This window comes from Capnocytophaga sp. ARDL2 (assembly GCF_041530365.1).
Taxonomy (GTDB): domain Bacteria; phylum Bacteroidota; class Bacteroidia; order Flavobacteriales; family Flavobacteriaceae; genus Flavobacterium.
In genome coordinates this window covers 924,722-944,687 of sequence record NZ_CP168034.1, presented here as the reverse complement: position 1 = coordinate 944,687, position 19,966 = coordinate 924,722, and the positions used below count along the sequence as shown (strand labels likewise).

Sequence of the window (19,966 nt, the reverse complement as noted above, 5' to 3'; positions counted from 1 at the left end):
TTGAAAAAAATTTTGAAATGATTGCTTTTATAAAAGGAAGATTGATAGAAAAATCGCCTACCGAACTCATCATTGATATAAATGGCATTGGCTATCAACTACATATATCACTACATACCTATTCTCAAATCGGAAATGAAGAGAATATTTCACTCTATACTTATTTGCATGTGAGAGAAGATGCTCATATTCTATTTGGCTTTAAAGACAAATTGGAACGAGAAATCTTTAAATTACTAATGTCCGTTTCGGGTATTGGTGCAAACACCGCTCGAAATATTTTATCGTACATTCATCCAAAAGATTTATTGAATGCCATCGCCAATGAAGAGACAAAAACTATTCAAGCAATCAAAGGCATTGGTTTGAAAACGGCTCAACGAATGGTCATCGAACTAAAAGAAAAGGTACTGAAAATGTACGATATTCAGGAAAGTTCTACTCCTTCCGTTGCTCATCAATCGGAAGAAGCAATTGCTGCACTCGAAGTTTTAGGTTTTGCTAGAAAAGCAGCTGAAAGTGCTGTGAAAAACGCACTAAAACAAAACCCTGAAGCTACTGTAGAAGAAATTATTAAATGGTCTTTGAAAAATATTTAATGAAAAAGAATAACTTTTCAATACAACTTATAATCCTACTCAATGCTTTCCTATTTTTTGTGAGTCAGCATTCATTTGCTCAAGAAACCGTTCAAGATTCGGTTCAATGGGTAAAAAAGGGAAACTTACAGCTTGATGATATTGACAAAATCATCAAATTGTATCGCTATGATGCCGAAACTGACCGTTATATCTATACGGTTCAAATCGACGAATTTGATATGCAACATCCTCTGGTTCTTACGCGAAAAGAATACGAAGACTTGTTACTAAAAATCACTATGCGTGATTATTACAGCAAAAAAGTTGCAGCCGTAGAAGGAAAACTCAGTGAAGAAGAGCAAAAAGATTTACTTCCTCAATATTATGTAAACTCCAAGTTGTTTGAAACCATCTTTGGTAGCAATACCATAGACATCAAACCTATGGGACAGGTAGAAACGGATTTGGGTATTCGCTATACCAAGCAAGACAATCCGATTATTTCTCCTCGTAACCGACGAGTGTTTGCTTTGGATTTCAAACCTCGTATCAGCATGGGGTTGAAAGGTAAAGTTGGAACCAATATGGATGTAAATATCAACTATGATACACAAGCTATGTTTGGGTTTCAACAACAGTTGGCAAAATTGCAATACAAACCAGGTGAAGACGATATTTTACAAGCCCTTGAAGTGGGTAATGTGAGTATGCCGGTAAACAACTCTTTGGTTCGAGGTGCTCAAAATCTATTTGGTATCAAATCTCAATTGCAGTTTGGTCGTACGCACATTACAGGAGTTATGGCTCGACAACAATCACAAAGAAATACCATCGTAACCGAAGGTGGTGGATTGGTGCAAAACTTTGAATTATTTGCATTGGATTACGAACGAGACCGCCACTTCTTTCTTTCGCAATACTTTAGAAATAATTACGACAAGGCATTGCGTCGCTATCCATATATCGACAGTAGAGTGCGTATCAACCGTGTGGAAGTTTGGGTGACCAATCGTCAAAACCGCATCGCTACGACCAACAACAATATGCGAAACATCATCGCAATCCAAGATTTGGGAGAAGGTAGAAGTAGTACCATCGATGCAGAAAAATTGGTGGGTGTTGACCTAAACAATCATCCCGATTTCTTTGTAAATAAGACATTGGATGCTCCTGCGGACAACACAAACAATAAATTCAACCCAGAAGAAATGGGGACGAATTACCTTAACGAACAGGTGCGTCAAATCAACAGTGCTATCGCAGGATTTAATATCCCTGTAACCGAAGGGCGTGATTTTGCAAAACTCGAAAACGCGAGAAAATTGACGGAATCTGAGTTTAAATTTCACCCGCAATTGGGATATATCTCTTTGCAACAACCATTGGCAAACGACGAAGTACTCGCCGTGGCTTTTGAATATACCATCGGAGACAAAATCTACAAAGTCGGAGAATTTGGTACCGATGGTGTAGATGCTACTGTTGTTGGTCAGGATCAAAACAATATGGACATCCCTACTACGCAAGGTTTGGTATTGAAAATGTTGAAGAGTTCACTTACTGCAACTGAGGAACCCGTGTGGAATTTGATGATGAAAAACATCTATAAAATCAATGGAAATCAAATTTCGCAAGAAGGATTTAGATTCAACATCCTTTATACCGATCCTCAACCGCTGAATTATATTGAACCAGTGGGTGGTACTCCACTACCTGACGATGTAAAAGAAACAACTCTTTTGCGAGTGTTTCACTTGGATAGATTGAACAACACCAACGACCCTCAAATTGATGGTGATGGATATTTTGACTACATCGCCAATGCTCAAACCAATACAAACGGAGGGTTAGACAACAACTTTAACAATCAAGGACAAGGAAACGCCTATTTCGACAATCAACAACAGCGTAACAACAACCGTTTTGAAGGAATCACTATCGACGAACAAAACGGTCGCATCATCTTTACGACTGTTGAGCCTTTTGGTGAATATTTGTTTAAAAAATTGTCTGTAAATGGTACAGAAGATTACGAAAGCGAAGCTACCTACAACGAAAACCAATTGAAATATGTTTACAAGAGTTTGTACCGTCAGTCGTATGCAAAAGCTCTTCAAGATACAGAAAAAAACAAATTCCAATTGAAAGGAAAATATAGAAGTTCACGTGGTGATGGAATCTATGTAGGAAGTTCCAATCTTCAACCAGGCTCTGTGATTGTTACAGCAGGTGGTCGTACTTTGGCAGAAGGTATGGATTATACTGTGGATTATCAACGAGGATTTGTAACAATTATTGACCCTTCGTTGCAAAATTCGGATACTCCTGTGGAAATTTCAGTGGAAAGCAACCAATCGTTTAGTATGCAAAGACGCAATTTCTATGGAGTACATGTCGATCATAAATTTTCTGACGATTTTATCATTGGAGCAACATATTTAACATTAAACGAAGTTCCTTTTACCAATAAATCAATGTATGATCAAACATCGGTAAACAACTCGATTTATGGGTTCAATTTCAACTTTAGCAAAGAAGCTCCGTTTTTGACTCGTTGGGTAAACAAATTACCAAATATCGACACTGATGCTCCTTCGCGTATTTCATTGAAAGGGGAATTTGCTTATTTGAAACCTGGTGCTTCAAAATATGACCAACTAAATAACGAACCAACGGTTTATATCGACAATTTTGAAACCACTCAAGTCAATATTGATATGTTGTCACCTTTATCATGGAAACATACGAGTGTGCCTGTAGGATATGGCGAACATTTTTCTACCAACCAATCCGGATATAGAAGAGCAAAATTGGCATGGTACAGCATCGACAATGTATTTTACTCACCTACTTTGAGACCTAATGGAATCAATGAAACACATTTGGCATCAAACCGTACGCGTAGAATATACAAATCCGAACTGTATCCAAATATGGATGTGGCACAAGGAGAAAGCTTGGTAGTACATACACTCAACTTATCTTATTTTCCAAAAGAAAGAGGTATGTACAATTACAACCCAGCATTTTTGGCAAACAACGAATTACCAAATCCTGAAAACAATTGGGGAGGTATTATGCGCAGTGTGTCAACGACCAATTTTGAAAATGCCAATATAGAATACATCGAATTTTGGTTAATGGATCCTTATACAGGAAACGAAGGAGATCATATTTCGCCAAACAACACAGGTAAATTATTCTTCAACTTGGGATACATTTCTGAAGATATTTTACAAGATGGTTTCAAACAATACGAAAACGGATTACCAGGAGCAAATACCAACAGTCCAACTATTTCTACTATTTGGGGGAAAGTTCCGGCATCAACTGCTTTGATTTATGCGTTTGACAACGACGGAGCCAATCGTGTATTTCAAGATGCAGGTTTGGATGGAATCCTTGACAACGAAGAGGGAACAAAATTTCCAGAATTCGCCCATTTGAGCGACCCAGCCGCAGACAACTACGAATATTTCTTGAATACTTCGGGAGATATCGTTACCAGATATAAAAATTACAACGGATTGGAAGGAAACAATCCAATCGAATTTTCTGATACCAATCGTGGAAACAACACCTATCCAGATGTTGAAGACATTGACAATGATAATACGATGAATACCATCAATGCGTATTTTCAATACGAGGTGCCTATCCACAGCAATCCGATTATAGGTCAAAACTATGTAGTAGATATTCAAACTACTACGCAGACTCTCAACACCGGAGAAACAGTACCAGTAAAATGGATTCAGTACAAAATTCCTATTTCTACAGAAAGTCAGTACGCCGTGGGTGCTATATCAGACTTGCAATCTGTACGCTTTATGCGTATGTTTTTGACTGGATTTTCTGACGAAGTGACTTTGCGTTTTGGATCGTTAAATTTAATACGAAGTGACTGGAGACGCTATACACAATCATTGGCAGACAACCCAATCAATCAACCAATTGACACCAATACAGGGTTTGATGTTACGACGCTCAACATTATCAACAATGCCACTCGTCAACCGATTCCTTATGTATTGCCACCAGGGTTGAGAAGAGAAGTAATCAACCAAAACAATACGCTCATCAATCAAAACGAACAAGCCTTGTCGTTGAGAGTATATCGTCAAAGCGAAACAGCTGGAGGAAACAATGGTTTACAACCGGGAGATTCTCGTGCGGTATTTAAAAACTTTGATTTTGATATGCGTGAATACAAAAAAATGAGAATGTTTGTTCACGCCGAAGCTTTGGAAGATGTCAATCATTCCGACAGATTGCAAGACAATGAAATGGTAGCGTTTATACGATTTGGTAATGACTTTACAAGCAATTATTATCAAATTGAATATCCATTAAAAACCACTGATTGGGGAACTAATTTACCTGATTTGATTTGGCCAGAAGCCAATGAAATGGAATTACGTTTGGAATTGCTAAACAAAATAAAATTGCAAAGAAATACCGATCCAAACCAAGATCCGAATGCAATTTATTTCAAAACGGAAACCGAACTCGACCCTTCTACCCTTTCGTTAAATCCATTGACGATTGGTATCAAAGGAAATCCAAATTTTGGACGAGTGCGTACCGTAATGTTGGGTATAAAAAACAACACCGATGTATTGTATGCAAACACGGCTCAGCAACCACGAGATATACGAGGCGAAGTTTGGTTCAACGAATTGCGTATGTCTGATTTGGACGAAAAAGGTGGATGGGCTGCACAGGCAGTAATGGATGCTCAAATTGCCGATTTTGCTTTAGTAACCGCTAGTGTAAACAAATCGACAATTGGTTTTGGTTCGCTCGAGCAAATGCCACAAGAGAGAAGTCGTGAAGATGTCTTTTCGTACAATGTAACTACGGCTGTAAACACACATCAATTATTACCTAAAAATTGGAGGTTGAACATCCCAATGTCGTATTCGGTTTCGGAGGAAAAAATCACTCCAGAATACGATCCAAACAACCCTGATTTGCGATTGAAAGATGTGAGAGATTTTGCAGGAACTAAAGCCGAAAAAGATGCTATTTTAGACCGTGCTATCGAATATACCAAACGCTCATCAATCAACTTTATCGGTGTAAGAAAAGATCGAGCACCTGAACAAAAAGCGAGATTTTACGACATAGAAAACTTTACCGTATCTCAAAGTTTCAACCAAGTAGAACAAAGAAATTTTGAAATCGAAAGTTATCTCGACCAACAAGCTCGTACTACAGTTGATTATGCGTTTGCTTTTAAGCCGTTTTCAGTAGAACCATTTAAAAAAGTATCAAACAATCGTTATTTGAAATGGTTGACCGATGTAAACATAAATCCATTGCCTTCGGCAGTAAATTTCAATACAAACATCATCCGTCAATTCAATCAACAAAAATATAGAATGGTCGATGTACAAGGCATAGAAATTCAACCGTTGTTTAGACGAAATTATTTCTTTAACTATGCGTATGGATTCAATATGGATTTGACCAAATCTATCAAAGTGGATTATAGAGTTTCGAATGTAAATATAGTAAGAAACTATTTCCTAAACGATGGAAGAGTAAACAACGAATTGGGTATTTGGGATGGATATTTCGACATAGGAAATCCAAACAACCGCATGCAACAATTTACCCTAAATTACGAATTGCCGTTTAGCAAATTTCCGTTCTTAGCATTTATCAAATCCAACTATTCATACACTGGAGATTACAGCTGGACAAGAGCCTCATTGGCAATGTCGGAAATCGATTACAATGGAGTTTCGTACAACTTGGGTAATACCATTCAAAATGCAAACACCCACAGATTGAACACCACATTGTCTATGGACAAATTGTACAGTTTCTTAGGATTGGTACCCAATACCAATAAACCTAAAAAGAAAACTGTAACTACGGCTCCAAAACCAGGTCAGAAAATTGAAAACAAAAACCAAAAATCTGACAAAGATTCTAAAGAGAAAGAAGAAAAAGAAAATTCTCCTTTTGTAGATGGAATAGTTAAAGTGGTAACCGGAGTGAAGAATGTAGGAATCAACTACAACGAAACCAACGGAACCGTTTTACCAGGATTTTTGCCAGGATTAGGATTTTTTGGTTCAGCAAAACCTACCTTGGGATTTGTACTCGGAGAGCAAAGGGATATACGATACGAAGCGGCAAAACGAGGATGGCTTACTACCTATCCAGAATTTAACCAAGTGTATCAACAAGTTCACACCCAACGATTGGATTTTACCGCAGATTACAAACCTATCAAAAATCTAACGGTAGATTTTAGAGCCAACAGAATGGAAAGCTACAATATGTCGGAACAATACGATGTAACTGATGGAGCTTACAATTCGCGTTCGTCATTTGAATACGGATATTTTGAAATCAGCACTAATATGCTACGCACGGCATTTTTGCCAAGTGATGTACATTCATCAGTAGCGTTTGACCGCTTTAGAAACAACCGTATGATAGTAGCCGAACGATTGGCAACCGAAGCAGGAATCGATATCAACAATCCTGCAAACAGAGACCAATACGGCTATCCTATAGGATATGGACGCACCAGTCAAGAAGTGTTGATTCCAGCGTTTTTGGCAGCTTACCAAGGTCAAGATGTAAACAAAACGCCCAACGGATTCTTTAGAAAAATCCCAATACCAGGATGGACACTCAACTATAGAGGATTGACCGATTTGGCTTTCTTTAGAAATCGTTTCAAACGCGTTTCATTGCAACACGGATATATGTCGAGTTATACAATTGGAAACTATCAGACCAACTACGACTTTTTGGAAAATCCAAACCAGCTCAATGCTTCGGGAAATTTCCCTTCAAAAATCGTAGTAAACAATATCAATATGGTAGAGCGATTCAATCCGTTGATGAAGTTGGAATTTGAAACCAAAAATGATTTCAAATTCATAGCAACACTCAACAAACATCGTATGCTTTCAATGAGTTTTGACAACAATTTATTGTCTGAAACCAGCGGAATGGACTACCGTTTTGAAGTAGGATTTAGAATCAAAGATGTAGCGATTCAGACCGACTTTGAAGGCGTGGACAACAACGGACGCATCGTGAGTGATATCAATGTAAAATTGGGAGTAAACTGGCAACGCAACCATACTTTGATACGCTTCTTGGATTATGAAAACAATCAAGTAGGAGCAGGACAAGATATATGGACAATCAATGCAATGGCAGATTATCGTTTTAGTAAAAACTTTACAGGAATTTTCTATTACGAACACAATTTCTCAAAAGCAGTGATTTCGACGATGTTCCCTGTAACCAACATTCGTTCAGGGTTTACATTGAGGTATTCTTTGAATTAAAGCCCCTAACCCCAAAAGGGGAAAATATAAACTAAACTACACCCCGAAGACGAATTCTTCTGGGGTGTTTTTTATTCATAGTCCTTAAATTCTTTAATAAAAATTTTATTCCTATCATTATATTTCTATCTTTGTAAAAAAATTAAAAAACACATATAAAATATGAACATACCAGCAAATTTAAAATACACTAAAGACCACGAGTGGGTAAGTGTAGATGGAGATGTAGCTACAGTAGGAATTACTGATTTTGCTCAAAAAGAATTAGGAGACATTGTTTATGTAGAAGTAGAAACAGTAGATCAAACGTTGGCTCAAGACGAAGTTTTCGGTACAGTAGAGGCTGTAAAAACAGTATCTGATTTGTTCTTGCCTTTGTCTGGAGAAATCATCGAATTCAACGAAGAATTAGAGAGTGAACCAGAATTGGTAAACACAGCTCCTTACGGAGCGGGATGGATGGTAAAAGTAAAAGTTTCTAATCCATCTGAGTTTGACAACTTGTTGTCTGCTGAGGATTATAAAGCATTGATCGGTGCGTAAAACCTTTGCAATACTTGCTCTACTCTGGACTTTTGCAATCATTGTCTTTTGCTTGATAGACCTTTCGGTCATTGCGAGCCGTACTCCAAAAGTCTCTATTCCCTACATCGACAAATGGATGCACTTTACAATCTATGTGATTTTTGCATTTCTATGGCGTATGGCAATAGATACAGGTAAAACAAAAAATTGGGCGTTTATTTTTTTCGCTATAGCATTTGGTGTAATAATAGAAATCGCTCAACAATACACAGGATACCGCAGCTTTGAATGGCATGACATTATAGCAAATAGCCTCGGAGTTATTTCAGGTTTTGTATTGGTACAAATTATAAAAAAAAGTAGTCGTTATTGACTACTTTTTTTGTTGTTTTAAAAATATGATTTTAAGTAGAAAAGGGATTGGCTTCAACTTAGAAAAAATAGTATATTTGTACTAAATTTCAAGTAAAAATGCAACCGTCAAAAAATGTAATTATTGCAATACCGTTGTATAAAAACACATTCAAATCGTTTGAAATTGTTTCACTAAAGAGCATTTTCAAACATTTGGGCAGTTTTCCTATAGCCTTTGTAGTGCCTCAATCGTTGAATACAGATTTTTTACAATCATACAATTTTATATCAAACTACAGTATTGAACGTTTTGACGACCATTTTTTTAAATCTATCGATAATTACAATTTATTGATGCTTTCAACAGATTTTTACCAAAGATTTGCAGATTACACTTATACATTGATTTGTCAGACCGATGTATTTGTTTTCGAAAATCAATTGGAACATTGGACTACAAAAAACTATGATTACATCGGAGCTCCTTGGTTGGATAGTAGTTACAACCCTTTGTATTTGTCTTATAGAAGATTTTTTAATACGCTAAAAAAACTCATCACAGGCAGAGAAAAACTGTATCCACATATAAACAAAGTAGGAAATGGAGGTTTTTCATTGAGAAAAAATCAAGCTTTTATAGACATTTGCAAAAAAGAACAACAGCAAATACAAGATTTCCAAACAAATAAAACCAAGGACAATTATCATATCGAAGATGTGTTTTGGTCGTTGTATACTCCTACAAAACACAATATAAAAATCCCTAAATATACCGAAGCTGTTTATTTTGCATGGGACATCAACCCAAAAATGGCAATGAAATTCACAAATGGCACATTACCTTTTGCCTGTCATGGATTTAACAAAAAACAAGTAAAAACTTTTTGGAAAAAATATATATGAACATACTAAATGTAACCTCAATCGTAGAATGGCGTGGTGGTGATGCTCAAATGTACACCATCTATCATTTGCTGAAAAAATATCCTGAATTTAATCAATATATACTTTGTCCAAACAGTTCTGTATTGTTTGAAAAGGGTACTAACGAAGGCGAGAATATAATAGGTTACCAAAGAAAAAACAAAGTTTTTTCTTTGGTAAAACCTATCATAGAATTGGTAAAATCATTAAACATTACGGTTTTACACATTCACGATTCCAGTGCCTTGTCTGCAGCATTATTGGCCAAGCCATTTTTGCCAAAAAATTGTAAAATCATATATAGCCGTAAACGAAATAACCCTATAAAAAGCGGATTGTCTAAAAAATGGAAATACAATAGTCCTTGGATTTATAAGATTGTTTCAGTTTCTAAAGCAGTAGAACAAATATATAGAGACATCGATACCCCCGATAGCAAATTACAAACGATTTACGACGCAATTGATGTAAAACAATTTGCCAACAACCCTAAAACACATCTGATTCACAAAGAAATGGGATGGGATGTTTCCACAAAAATCATTGGAAATGTGGCTTCTCTAACCGACCAAAAAGATTTGATTACTTTTATAGAAACTGCCGAAAAAATCGTTGAACAAGAAAATAATGTTCGATTCGTTATCATTGGAAAAGGCGAAAAGGAAGCCGATTTAAAAACGTTGGTAGCATCAAAAAATCTTACGGAATACATTATTTTTTTAGGATTCAAAAAAAATGTAGCCGATTACCTAAACGAGTTCGATATATTGTTGATGACCTCTATCAGCGAGGGCTTGCCGTTGGTAATTTACGAAGCCTTTGCCTCGAGAGTTCCTATCGTTTCTACCAACGCTGGTGGGATTGCAGAAGTAGTCATCTCTGGCGAAAACGGATTTGTAACACCACTAAAAGCTGTTGACCAATTGGCAAATCATTGCTTGTCGATACTAAATAATGATGATTTGAAACGTCAATTTCAAGAAAAGAGTTTTGAATTGGTAAACAAGCAATTTGATTTGAAAAATTTAGAAGAAAATTACTATCAATTTTATAAAAGTATCAAATGAAAATTACTGTAATTGCCTTTGATTTGTGGGGATTTGTGGAAAAAATTTCTCAAGATTTACAAAAAAAAGGTATAGAAACTACATATATCAATAGTGTTGATTTTACGTATAATTATAAATCTATCTGGGATAAAATATACAATTTTTTTTCAAAAACTTTTTTGAAAAAGAATGTAAAAAAAACATTTAGAAATGATCAAACTCTAAAAAAGTGCCATTCACTTGACCTACAAGATTACATTTTAGTTGTCAATCCTAGTCATTTTTCAACTAAGGTAATAAATGTTTTAAGAAAAAAAACAAATCATTTTTATTGTTTAAATTATGATTCTTTAGAACGTTCGCCTATTGTAAAAGAAATCATTCTGCTGTTTGATAAAATCTTTTCGTTTGACCCTAAAGACGTTGAAAATCATTCGTTTTTGTATCCAACAACTAATTTTAATTATTTAGATAAACATAAAAATTATTCTAATGAAAAGGATGCTTTTATCGTAATTTTGGGAGATGCTTTTCGAGAGCAAATTTTACATAAATTAGCTGATGTACTAATCCAAAAAAAATGTAATAATTTCGATTTTGTTGTTGTAAATTCCAAACAAACTAAAAAACATCCTAATTTTAATTATTTACAACACAATATCCCTCTCAATGAAGTTTTTAACAAAATGAAACGTGCTAAAATCCTCATTGATATAGTACACAACAATCAAACAGGTGTGAGTTTCCGAGTGTTTGAAGCAATGGCGCTTGGAAAAAAAATTATTACAAACAATCCGTCTGTAAAATTGTACGATTTTTACAATCCAAACAATATTTGCATAATAGATGAAAACAACATAGCGATTTCTGAAGAATTTCTATCTTCCCCCTACGAAGAATTACCAGAAGAGATTTATCAAAAATATACCTTATCACAGTGGACAAAAAACATTTTTAATTTGTAATATTTAGAATGATCAAAAAGAAAAAATTATTGTTTTATGCACCTTTTGATTACGAGATAGACAAGGTGATTCAATATTATTTGGAACAATTACCCGAATATGAAATAACTGCACTACCTCAAAGACATTTCTACAAAAATATCTTTGAAAAAATCGCTAATTTCTTTGGAAAACTATTTCTCCAAAAAAAATTGAAAAATGAATGGGTATATCAAAAACAATTGAAAATATTTAATGACAATCTACCGTTTGATGAATGCTTAATAATCAGACCTGACTTGATTGACAATCGTTTATTGAAAAAAATACAACATGAAATCCCTAAAAGAACTACCTTGTATTGGGATAGTTTTGAAAAAATAAAAGGATTTAAGGATACTATTCCGTATTTCAATCAACATTTTTCTTTTGAAAAAAACGATTGTAAACAATATGAATTGCAATACATTTCAAATTTTTATATCGCAAAAGAAAGTAAAAAAGTCCCCGAATACGACGCATTTTTCTTTGGAGCATTTGATAAAAGATTGCCAATTGTTGAAAAAATCATTCAACACCTTTCGGAAAAAAAATGGAAGGTTAAAGCTCTTTTGATAGGTGGAAAAAAATCATCATCAACCCATCAAAATATCGAGAGAGAATACATAGGATATCCATTTTTTGAAAGTTACAAATTTTCTGAGAATACTAAAATTGTACTCGAAATCAATCATGAAAACCAGAAAGGACTATCGATGCGAGTATATGAAGCTATAGGACTCAAACGAAAAATCATAACTACCAATCCAGATATTGCAAATTATGAATTTTACAACCCAAACAATATTTTGATTATCAACGATGTAAATAATATTAGTATTCTTGAGTCGTTTTTGGATACACCATATGAGGATTTACCTATAGAAATGTATGAAAAATATTATATTAAAAACTGGTTAAAAACCCTTTTAAACATCTAACTATGAAACAATTATTTTTTATTTTTTGTTCATTATTGACCATTTGTTTTTTCTCCTGTCGAGAAGATTTTGACATGGAAATTTCAAAAGGTACAGAATTGCGTTTTTCGCGTGATACGGTGTATATGGACACTATTTTTTCAAATACGAGTTCGAGCACTTACACGCTAAAAGTTTATAACAACAGCAACAAAGATATCATTATTCCATCGGTTTATCTCAAAAAAGGGGCTGCCTCAAAATACAGAATCAGTTTGGATGGACTGAGTGGTAAATCGTTCAACAATTTTGAATTGCTGGCAAAAGACAGTGCGTTTATCTTTATCGAAACCACGGTAGATATCAATCAACATACTTCTGGCAACGAATTTTTATACACCGACGAATTGATATTTCAATCGGGAAGCAATCAACAAGAAGTACATTTGGTTTCGCTCATCAAAGATGCTGTGTTTTTGTACCCTCAAAAATACAATATCAATCAATACGAAACCATCACGGTAAACGATGAGGAAATCTACGGTTTTTTCCTCGACGAAAACGATGCTATCAACGGAAACGAACTCCACTGGACTGACGAAAAACCGTATGTTGTCTATGGATATGCTGCCATTCCCCCAGCAAAACAACTGACGATAGACGCAGGAACTCAAATCCATTTTCACAACAATTCGGGCTTGTTGGCATTTCCAACATCAGAAATCGAAGTCAATGGAACAGTTGCCAATCCTGTGGTTTTTCAAGGCGATAGATTGGAACCTGCGTACAAAGAAATCCCTGGTCAATGGAATACTATTTTATTGGCTCCCAACAGCAAAGGAACTATCAAAAATGCAATAATCAAAAATGCCAACATTGGTTTGTTTGCTAATACTCAAACCGATGTAGTACAATTGGAAAACTTACAAATTTACAATTGTTCGTCCTATGGATTGGTAGGTCAGGCAGCAAAAATTAATGGAAAAAACATCGTAACCAACAATTTGGGACAAGCGGCATTGGCATTGTCGTACGGTGGAGATTACACCTTTACACATTGTACTTTTGCCAATTTTTGGGGACGTTCAGGACATACAAGTGTCGCAATGGACAATGGCGATGGTAGTGCAGAATTTGCGTTGAATGCAAGGTTTTACAATTCGATTATTTACAGCAATACTTCCGAATCGTTGTTGTTGAGAGCATCGGACAATCAACAAAATTTCAATTTTATTTTTGACCATTGCATAATCAAATTTACGGATACATTCAACAGGGTTTTCAATCAATATCCTTATAATTTTGACAACAATCAACGATTTTCACAATGCTTAATCGCACGAACACAAAACGAATTTGCTCCACATTTTGAAAATACACATAAAAACAAAATGGCAATCACTCAGAAGGCAAGTTCTCTCATCGGTTACGCCGCTCCGCAATATCTCGTACCGTTTGATATAGAAGGAAATACAAGAACAAGTCCTGCTGATTTAGGTGCTTATAATCACAAAGTAATTACAGAATAAAAAAAAGAGGCTAAAGCCTCTTTTTTTGTACCTAAAACATTTGATTATACTTTAAACCAATTTGCTTTTTTTGAAATAATCTTTTTGCTTTTCTGAATAAATAAAAAGACAAGATTCGTTTTTTATCATGTGAATAACAGATTTTGAAACCTCCATAGGTAAAGCAGGACACCCTAAACTTCTCCCCAAATAACCTTGTTTTTTACCTGATTTTTCATTACAATAGATTGAACCATGCATAACAATCGCACGATCACGTGCATTGTGGTTAATTCCATGTTCTAATCCATCCAAACGCAACGACAAACCGTTTTCTCCTATATAAATTTCAGCAGTTTTGAAAAATCCAAGACTACTCTTAAAAGATTCATGGGTATTTGAAAACGATGTAGCATATTCCAATCCACTGTTTTTACCGTGAGCCACAACTGTTTGAAACAACACTTTATTATTTTTCATATCAATCACCCACATTCTTCTTTGAGTAGAAGACAAGGTATAATCGATGATAGTCAAAATTTCTCTTTTAATTTTTCCTTGTTCACGCAATTTGCTATAACCCTTCAAAGCTGTTTTATAGGCTTGAAACGAAGGTTTAGTATATTTTGCTGGTTCTAAATCCATAAAAACAGATAAAGCAGTTTTGTCAAAAGCTGACAATTCTTCCATATTGATTGAATGATCAGCGACAACTTCCATTTCTTTTTTCTCTTTAGCACGAGCTTCTGCGATTTCGCGTGTTAAAACTTTTCCATCTGCTGTATAAAAAACTTGAGAATCCAAATCTACTACTATTGAACCTTTGGCTTTTTCCTTACCAGTATCTTTTTCTTTATATGTTTGTGAGTAGACCTGCTGTGTACCTACACATAAAGCAACAACTAAAAATTGACAAATGATTTTCTTCATGCAATTCGTATTACAAATCCCAAATATATTATGAATTTCTTAAAATAAACTAAATTTAGTTATTAAAATTTAATCCTCCCTACTCCAACTCCTTCTTCAAAAACTTTCCTGTTATTGATTTTTTGGATGCTGCTACTTCCTCTGGTGTACCTTTTACGACTAATGTTCCGCCGCTTTTTCCACCTTCTGGACCTATGTCTATAATGTAATCTGCTGTTTTGATGACATCGAGATTATGTTCGATAATCAAAACAGTGTTTCCTTTATCCACCAATTTTTGCAATACATCCATCAACACTCGTATGTCTTCAAAATGCAATCCTGTGGTGGGTTCGTCTAATATATAAAAGGTATTTCCTGTGTCTTTTTTAGACAATTCGGCTGCCAATTTTATGCGTTGAGCTTCACCTCCTGACAATGTTGTACTTTGCTGTCCCAAAGTGATGTATCCTAAACCTACTTCTTGTATTGTTTTGATTTTTTTATAAATCTTTGGTATAGGTTCAAAAAATTCAACCGCTTCGTCTATCGTCATTGCCAATACATCGGCAATTGATTTTCCTTTGTAGCGAATTTCCAAGGTTTCTCTGTTGAATCTTTTCCCCTGACATTCCTCACATTCTACATAAATATCTGGTAAAAATCCCATATCAATCGCCTTCAAACCTCCACCTTCACAGGTTTCGCAACGGCCTCCTTTTACATTGAAACTAAATCTTCCAGGTTTGTATCCACGAATACTCGCTTCTGGTGTTTTAGTAAACAAATTGCGAATTTCTGAAAAAACTTCGGTATAAGTTGCTGGATTTGACCTTGGTGTGCGACCAATTGGCGATTGATCGATACCAATCACTTTGTCTATATGTTCCAAACCTTTAATCGATTGATAAGGCATCGGATTTTTTACAGCATTGAAAAAATGTTGATTCAAAATTGGGTACAAAGTTTCATTTATCAAAGTAGATTTTCCACTTCCCGAAACTCCTGTTACACAAATCAATGTACCCAAAGGCAAATCAATGGAAACATTTTTCAAATTATTTCCCATTGCTCCTTTTAACGAAAGTGTTTTTCCGTTGCCTTTTCTTCTTTCGTTGGGAACGGTAATTTGCAATTCGCCTTTCAAATATTGTGTGGTAAGTGTCGGTGTTTTCAGTATTTCTTTAGGCGTTCCTTGATTGATGACTTGCCCTCCATTGACACCTGCTTTTGCCCCAATATCAAGTACATAATCTGCCTCTTCTATCATTTCTTTATCGTGTTCTACCACCAAAACCGAGTTTCCAATATCTCGTAATTGTTTCAACGAATTGATAAGTCGTTCGTTGTCGCGTTGATGCAAACCGATACTTGGCTCGTCTAAAATATACAACACTCCTACCAACTGTGAACCGATTTGTGTAGCCAATCTGATACGCTGAGCTTCACCACCCGAAAGCGATTTTGAACTGCGATGCAACGACAAATAATTCAACCCCACATCGAGCAAAAAACTCAATCGTGCATTGATTTCCTTCAAAATTTCTTTGACAATAGTCTGTTGTTTTTCAGACAAATGATTAGGCAAATCGACAAACCATTCGCTGAGTTCTTGTATGTCCATTGCGGCGAGTTCGCCTATGTTTTTATCATTGATTCTAAAGTACAAAGACTCCTTTTTCAATCGACTACCCTTACACCAAGGACACGAAATTTCGTCCATAAAATCGGCAGCCCATCGTTTGATACTCGAGGTAGCCGCATCGTCGTATTGATTTTTGATAAATTGAGATATTCCCTCAAAATTGATTTCATAATCCTTGGTAATTCCCAAGGTATCGTGTTTGATAGAAAATTTGTCTTTTCCACCGTGCAAAATGATTTGCATCGCTTCTTTTGGAATTTCTTTTATAGATGTAGCAAGCGAAAAATTGTATTTCAAGCCAATGGTTTCCAATTGTTTGAAAATCCATGTAGCTTTTTGTTCTCCAATCGGAACAATTCCTCCTTTTTTGATAGACAAATTATCATCGGGAATGATTTTTTTCAAGTTGATTTCATTCACAGTTCCCAATCCTGCACAATGTTCGCACGCACCTTTTGGAGAATTGAACGAAAAAGTATTGGGTTCTGGCAGTGGATACGAAACTCCCGAAGTAGGACACATCAAATGACGGCTAAAAAATCGCACACCTTCTTCCAAATGTGGCACTACCATCAAGATTCCATCTCCGTGAAGCATAGCAGTTTGTATGCTGTCCATCAATCGTTTTTGGGTAGCTTCTGAGGTATCGACAGCCAAACGGTCTATCACAATTTCTATATCGTGTGTTTTGTAACGATCGACCATCATTCCTTTAGTAATATTAAGGATTTCGCCATCGACACGCACTTTTACAAAACCCATTTTTGCAATTTGTTCAAACAATTCGCGGTAATGTCCTTTGCGAGAACGAATCACTGGTGCGAGGATATTGATGCGTTTGTTGGTATAACTTTCGGTAATCAACGATAAAATTTGTTGGTCGGAATAGCTGACCATTTTTTCGTTGGTTTCGTAACTATATGCATCTGAGGCACGAGCGAATAATAGTCGTAAAAAATCGTAGATTTCGGTAATAGTTCCCACGGTCGAACGCGGACTTTTGTTGGTGGTTTTTTGCTCTATGGCAATTACTGGGGAAAGTCCCTCTATTTTGTCCACATCGGGGCGTTCGAGTCCACCCAAAAACTGACGAGCATAAGAGGAAAAAGTCTCAATATATCGGCGTTGCCCCTCGGCATAAATGGTATCAAATGCCAATGACGATTTTCCCGAACCAGAAAGTCCTGTGATTACTACCAATTTTTCGCGTGGAATGACCACATCTATATTTTTCAAATTGTGAGCACGAGCTCCAAAAACCTCAATTTTTTCCTCAGACATATCAAATGAAATAATAAATTATGCAAAGATAGGGAAATAAAAAATAGTAATGAGTGAGTAGTAAGAAGTAAATAGTGAAGATAAAAAAACTGCCCTCTTTCAAGGACAGTTTTGTTGTTATTATCTATTTTCTTTGTAACGTTTGTCTGGCGTACCGTCTTTTTTCAACTTTTTGTTTTGCTTGTAACGCTTGTCTGGTGTACCGTCTTTTTTCAACTTTTGACCTGATGAATTGGTTTTCGTTGCTTCTTGTTTTTTCTCTGACTTTTTGTTAGCCGTAGATTTTTTAGTATCTTTTGCTTTCGTTGTTTGTTCTGTCTGTGTCGCTTTTTTTGCTTGTGAAGTCTGAGCTTGGGCGAAAGACATCCCAAAAATCAACAACAGAGTTAGGATAAAATGTTTCATTTTCTAAATATTTTTATGACTATTTTTATACTAAAAACTATACCAATTGTACAGAATCTGGCACCATGCTCGAAAAATCTCCTTTGTTTATCATAATATCTCTCACGATGGTTGAACTGATAAATGAGGTTTCGATAGAAGTGAGCAAAAATACGGTTTCTATTCCCGAAACTTTACGATTGGCGTGAGCTATGGCTTTTTCAAATTCAAAATCTACTGGATTTCGCAAACCTCTCAAAATGTAATCGGATCCTTTGTTTTTGCAATATTCAAGGGTCAAACCTTCGTAAAAATCTATTTCAACATTGGAAAATTCGGCACAGGCTTTTTTGATAAAATCCATACGTTGTTCCAACGAAAACATATACTTTTTTTGATGATTATGGCCTATGGCAACAATCACTTTATCAAACAATTGAGAACCTCGAGCAATAATGTCTAAATGCCCCAAGGTAATCGGATCAAACGAACCTGGAAAAACGGCTATTTTCATGTTTTTTTCTCAATTATTATGATTAGTCATTGGTTTCTCTTACATTTTTCAATGGTTTTGCCAATGCTTTTTCTACTTCATTTCCACATAAATCTTTAATAGAAATACCATAATGAGCTGCTTGTTGTGGCAAAATCGATGCTGGTGAAAACCCTGGATTGGTATTCATTTCCAACATATAGGGGATACCGTCGCAAATGATGTATTCCGAACGAGAAAAACCACTCATTCCTAATGATTTGTAGGCACGAATAGCAATTTCTTCTACTGTTTTTCTTGTAGCATCGTCCAATCTTGCTGGAGTGATTTCTTTAGACTTCCCTCCGTATTTGGCTTCGTAATCAAAGAATGCGTTTAATGAAACAATCTCTGTAATTCCCAAAACGATAATTTCGCCTTTGTAATCTATTACTCCAACCGAAACTTCTGTTCCTTTTAAATATTCTTCGATAAGAATTTCATCGTCTTGTGCATAGGCATCTTCGATCGCTTTGTCGAATTGAGAAATGTCTTGAACCATCGTAATTCCCAACGAAGACCCCGATTGATTGGGCTTTACAAACAACGGAATTCCCAATCTTTCTACAATTTCTTCTTTGTTGATAATATCTCCTTTTCTCAAATACACACTATCTGCCGATGGTATATTGTACTTTGCCAATACTGCCAAAGTATCTTTTTTATTGAAAGTCAAGGCACTTTGATAAAAATCACAACCTGTGTATCTCATACCAATCGTGTCCCAATAGGCTTGAAGCACTCCATTTTCTCCAGGTTTTCCGTGAATGGTATTGAAACAGGCATCAAAAATCACTTTTTCACCTGTAGGAAGTGTAGTAGAAAAATCAGATTTGTCGATTGACAATTTTTCATCGTTGTACTGGCAATACCATTCGTCTGCCAAAACCACCACATTATAAACATTGTACAAATCTCTATCGAGTGAAGTGTAAATCAATTCGCCACTTTTCAACGAAACTTTATATTCATCTGAGTAGCCTCCCATGACTACTGCTATATTTTTTTTGCCCATCACTTTAATATTAAATTCTGTTACGAAAATAAAA

14 protein-coding genes are annotated in these 19,966 nt (G+C 35.6%); 9 read left to right on the top strand and 5 right to left on the bottom strand.

Annotated elements, in window-relative coordinates:
• Nucleotides 1-17 precede the first annotated feature (17 nt).
• The 9 genes from ruvA (at nucleotide 18) to AB4865_RS04595 (ending at nucleotide 14,187) form a co-directional block, all read left to right on the top strand.
• Nucleotides 18-599, top strand: coding sequence for a Holliday junction branch migration protein RuvA (gene ruvA, locus AB4865_RS04635; protein WP_372474566.1), 582 nt, complete (start codon nucleotides 18-20; stop codon nucleotides 597-599).
• Complete coding sequence (gene sprA, locus AB4865_RS04630) at nucleotides 599-7,903, top strand: cell surface protein SprA (protein ID WP_372474565.1); 7,305 nt, start codon at nucleotides 599-601, stop codon at nucleotides 7,901-7,903. Before ruvA ends, sprA begins: the two co-directional genes overlap by 1 nt.
• A 162-nt stretch (nucleotides 7,904-8,065) precedes the next feature.
• The gene (gene gcvH, locus AB4865_RS04625; protein ID WP_372474563.1) at nucleotides 8,066-8,446 is read left to right on the top strand and encodes a glycine cleavage system protein GcvH; all 381 of its coding nucleotides are present in this window, start codon (nucleotides 8,066-8,068) and stop codon (nucleotides 8,444-8,446) included.
• Complete coding sequence (locus AB4865_RS04620) at nucleotides 8,439-8,801, top strand: VanZ family protein (protein ID WP_372474562.1); 363 nt, start codon at nucleotides 8,439-8,441, stop codon at nucleotides 8,799-8,801. The genes gcvH and AB4865_RS04620 overlap by 8 nt, the downstream gene beginning before the upstream one ends.
• 98 nt (nucleotides 8,802-8,899) lie before the next feature.
• Nucleotides 8,900-9,685, top strand: coding sequence for a DUF5672 family protein (locus AB4865_RS04615; protein WP_372474561.1), 786 nt, complete (start codon nucleotides 8,900-8,902; stop codon nucleotides 9,683-9,685).
• The gene (locus AB4865_RS04610; protein ID WP_372474560.1) at nucleotides 9,682-10,773 is read left to right on the top strand and encodes a glycosyltransferase; all 1,092 of its coding nucleotides are present in this window, start codon (nucleotides 9,682-9,684) and stop codon (nucleotides 10,771-10,773) included. Before AB4865_RS04615 ends, AB4865_RS04610 begins: the two co-directional genes overlap by 4 nt.
• 35 nt (nucleotides 10,774-10,808) lie before the next feature.
• Nucleotides 10,809-11,720: a hypothetical protein gene (locus tag AB4865_RS04605; protein WP_372474559.1), complete on the top strand. Its 912-nt coding sequence runs from the start codon at nucleotides 10,809-10,811 to the stop codon at nucleotides 11,718-11,720.
• 8 nt (nucleotides 11,721-11,728) lie between these two features.
• Nucleotides 11,729-12,679, top strand: coding sequence for a lipopolysaccharide core biosynthesis protein rfaS (locus tag AB4865_RS04600; RefSeq protein WP_372474558.1), 951 nt, complete (start codon nucleotides 11,729-11,731; stop codon nucleotides 12,677-12,679).
• 74 nt (nucleotides 12,680-12,753) lie between these two features.
• Entirely contained in the window at nucleotides 12,754-14,187 is a 1,434-nt protein-coding gene (locus AB4865_RS04595) for a hypothetical protein (protein WP_372474557.1), read from the top strand.
• Nucleotides 14,188-14,238: 51 nt separating this feature from the next.
• Here AB4865_RS04595 and AB4865_RS04590 read toward each other — a convergent pair whose 3' ends face one another.
• The 5 genes from AB4865_RS04590 to AB4865_RS04570 all read right to left on the bottom strand — a co-directional run bounded on the left by AB4865_RS04590 (nucleotide 14,239) and on the right by AB4865_RS04570 (nucleotide 19,932).
• Nucleotides 14,239-15,096, bottom strand: coding sequence for a murein L,D-transpeptidase catalytic domain family protein (locus AB4865_RS04590; protein WP_372474556.1), 858 nt, complete (start codon nucleotides 15,094-15,096; stop codon nucleotides 14,239-14,241).
• Nucleotides 15,097-15,175: 79 nt separating this feature from the next.
• Nucleotides 15,176-18,001 carry an excinuclease ABC subunit UvrA gene (gene uvrA, locus AB4865_RS04585; RefSeq protein WP_372474555.1) on the bottom strand — a complete coding sequence of 942 codons (2,826 nt, stop codon included), beginning with the start codon at nucleotides 17,999-18,001 and terminating at the stop codon, nucleotides 15,176-15,178.
• A gap of 120 nt (nucleotides 18,002-18,121) precedes the next feature.
• On the bottom strand, nucleotides 18,122-18,406 hold the full coding sequence (locus AB4865_RS04580) for a hypothetical protein (protein WP_372474554.1): 285 nt from the start codon (nucleotides 18,404-18,406) through the stop codon (nucleotides 18,122-18,124).
• 37 nt (nucleotides 18,407-18,443) lie between these two features.
• Nucleotides 18,444-18,899, bottom strand: a complete 456-nt coding sequence (gene coaD / locus AB4865_RS04575) for a pantetheine-phosphate adenylyltransferase (protein WP_372474553.1) — start codon at nucleotides 18,897-18,899, stop codon at nucleotides 18,444-18,446.
• A 22-nt stretch (nucleotides 18,900-18,921) separates the two neighbouring features.
• Nucleotides 18,922-19,932, bottom strand: a complete 1,011-nt coding sequence (locus tag AB4865_RS04570; protein WP_372474552.1) for a D-alanine--D-alanine ligase — start codon at nucleotides 19,930-19,932, stop codon at nucleotides 18,922-18,924.
• Nucleotides 19,933-19,966: the final 34 nt, after the last annotated feature.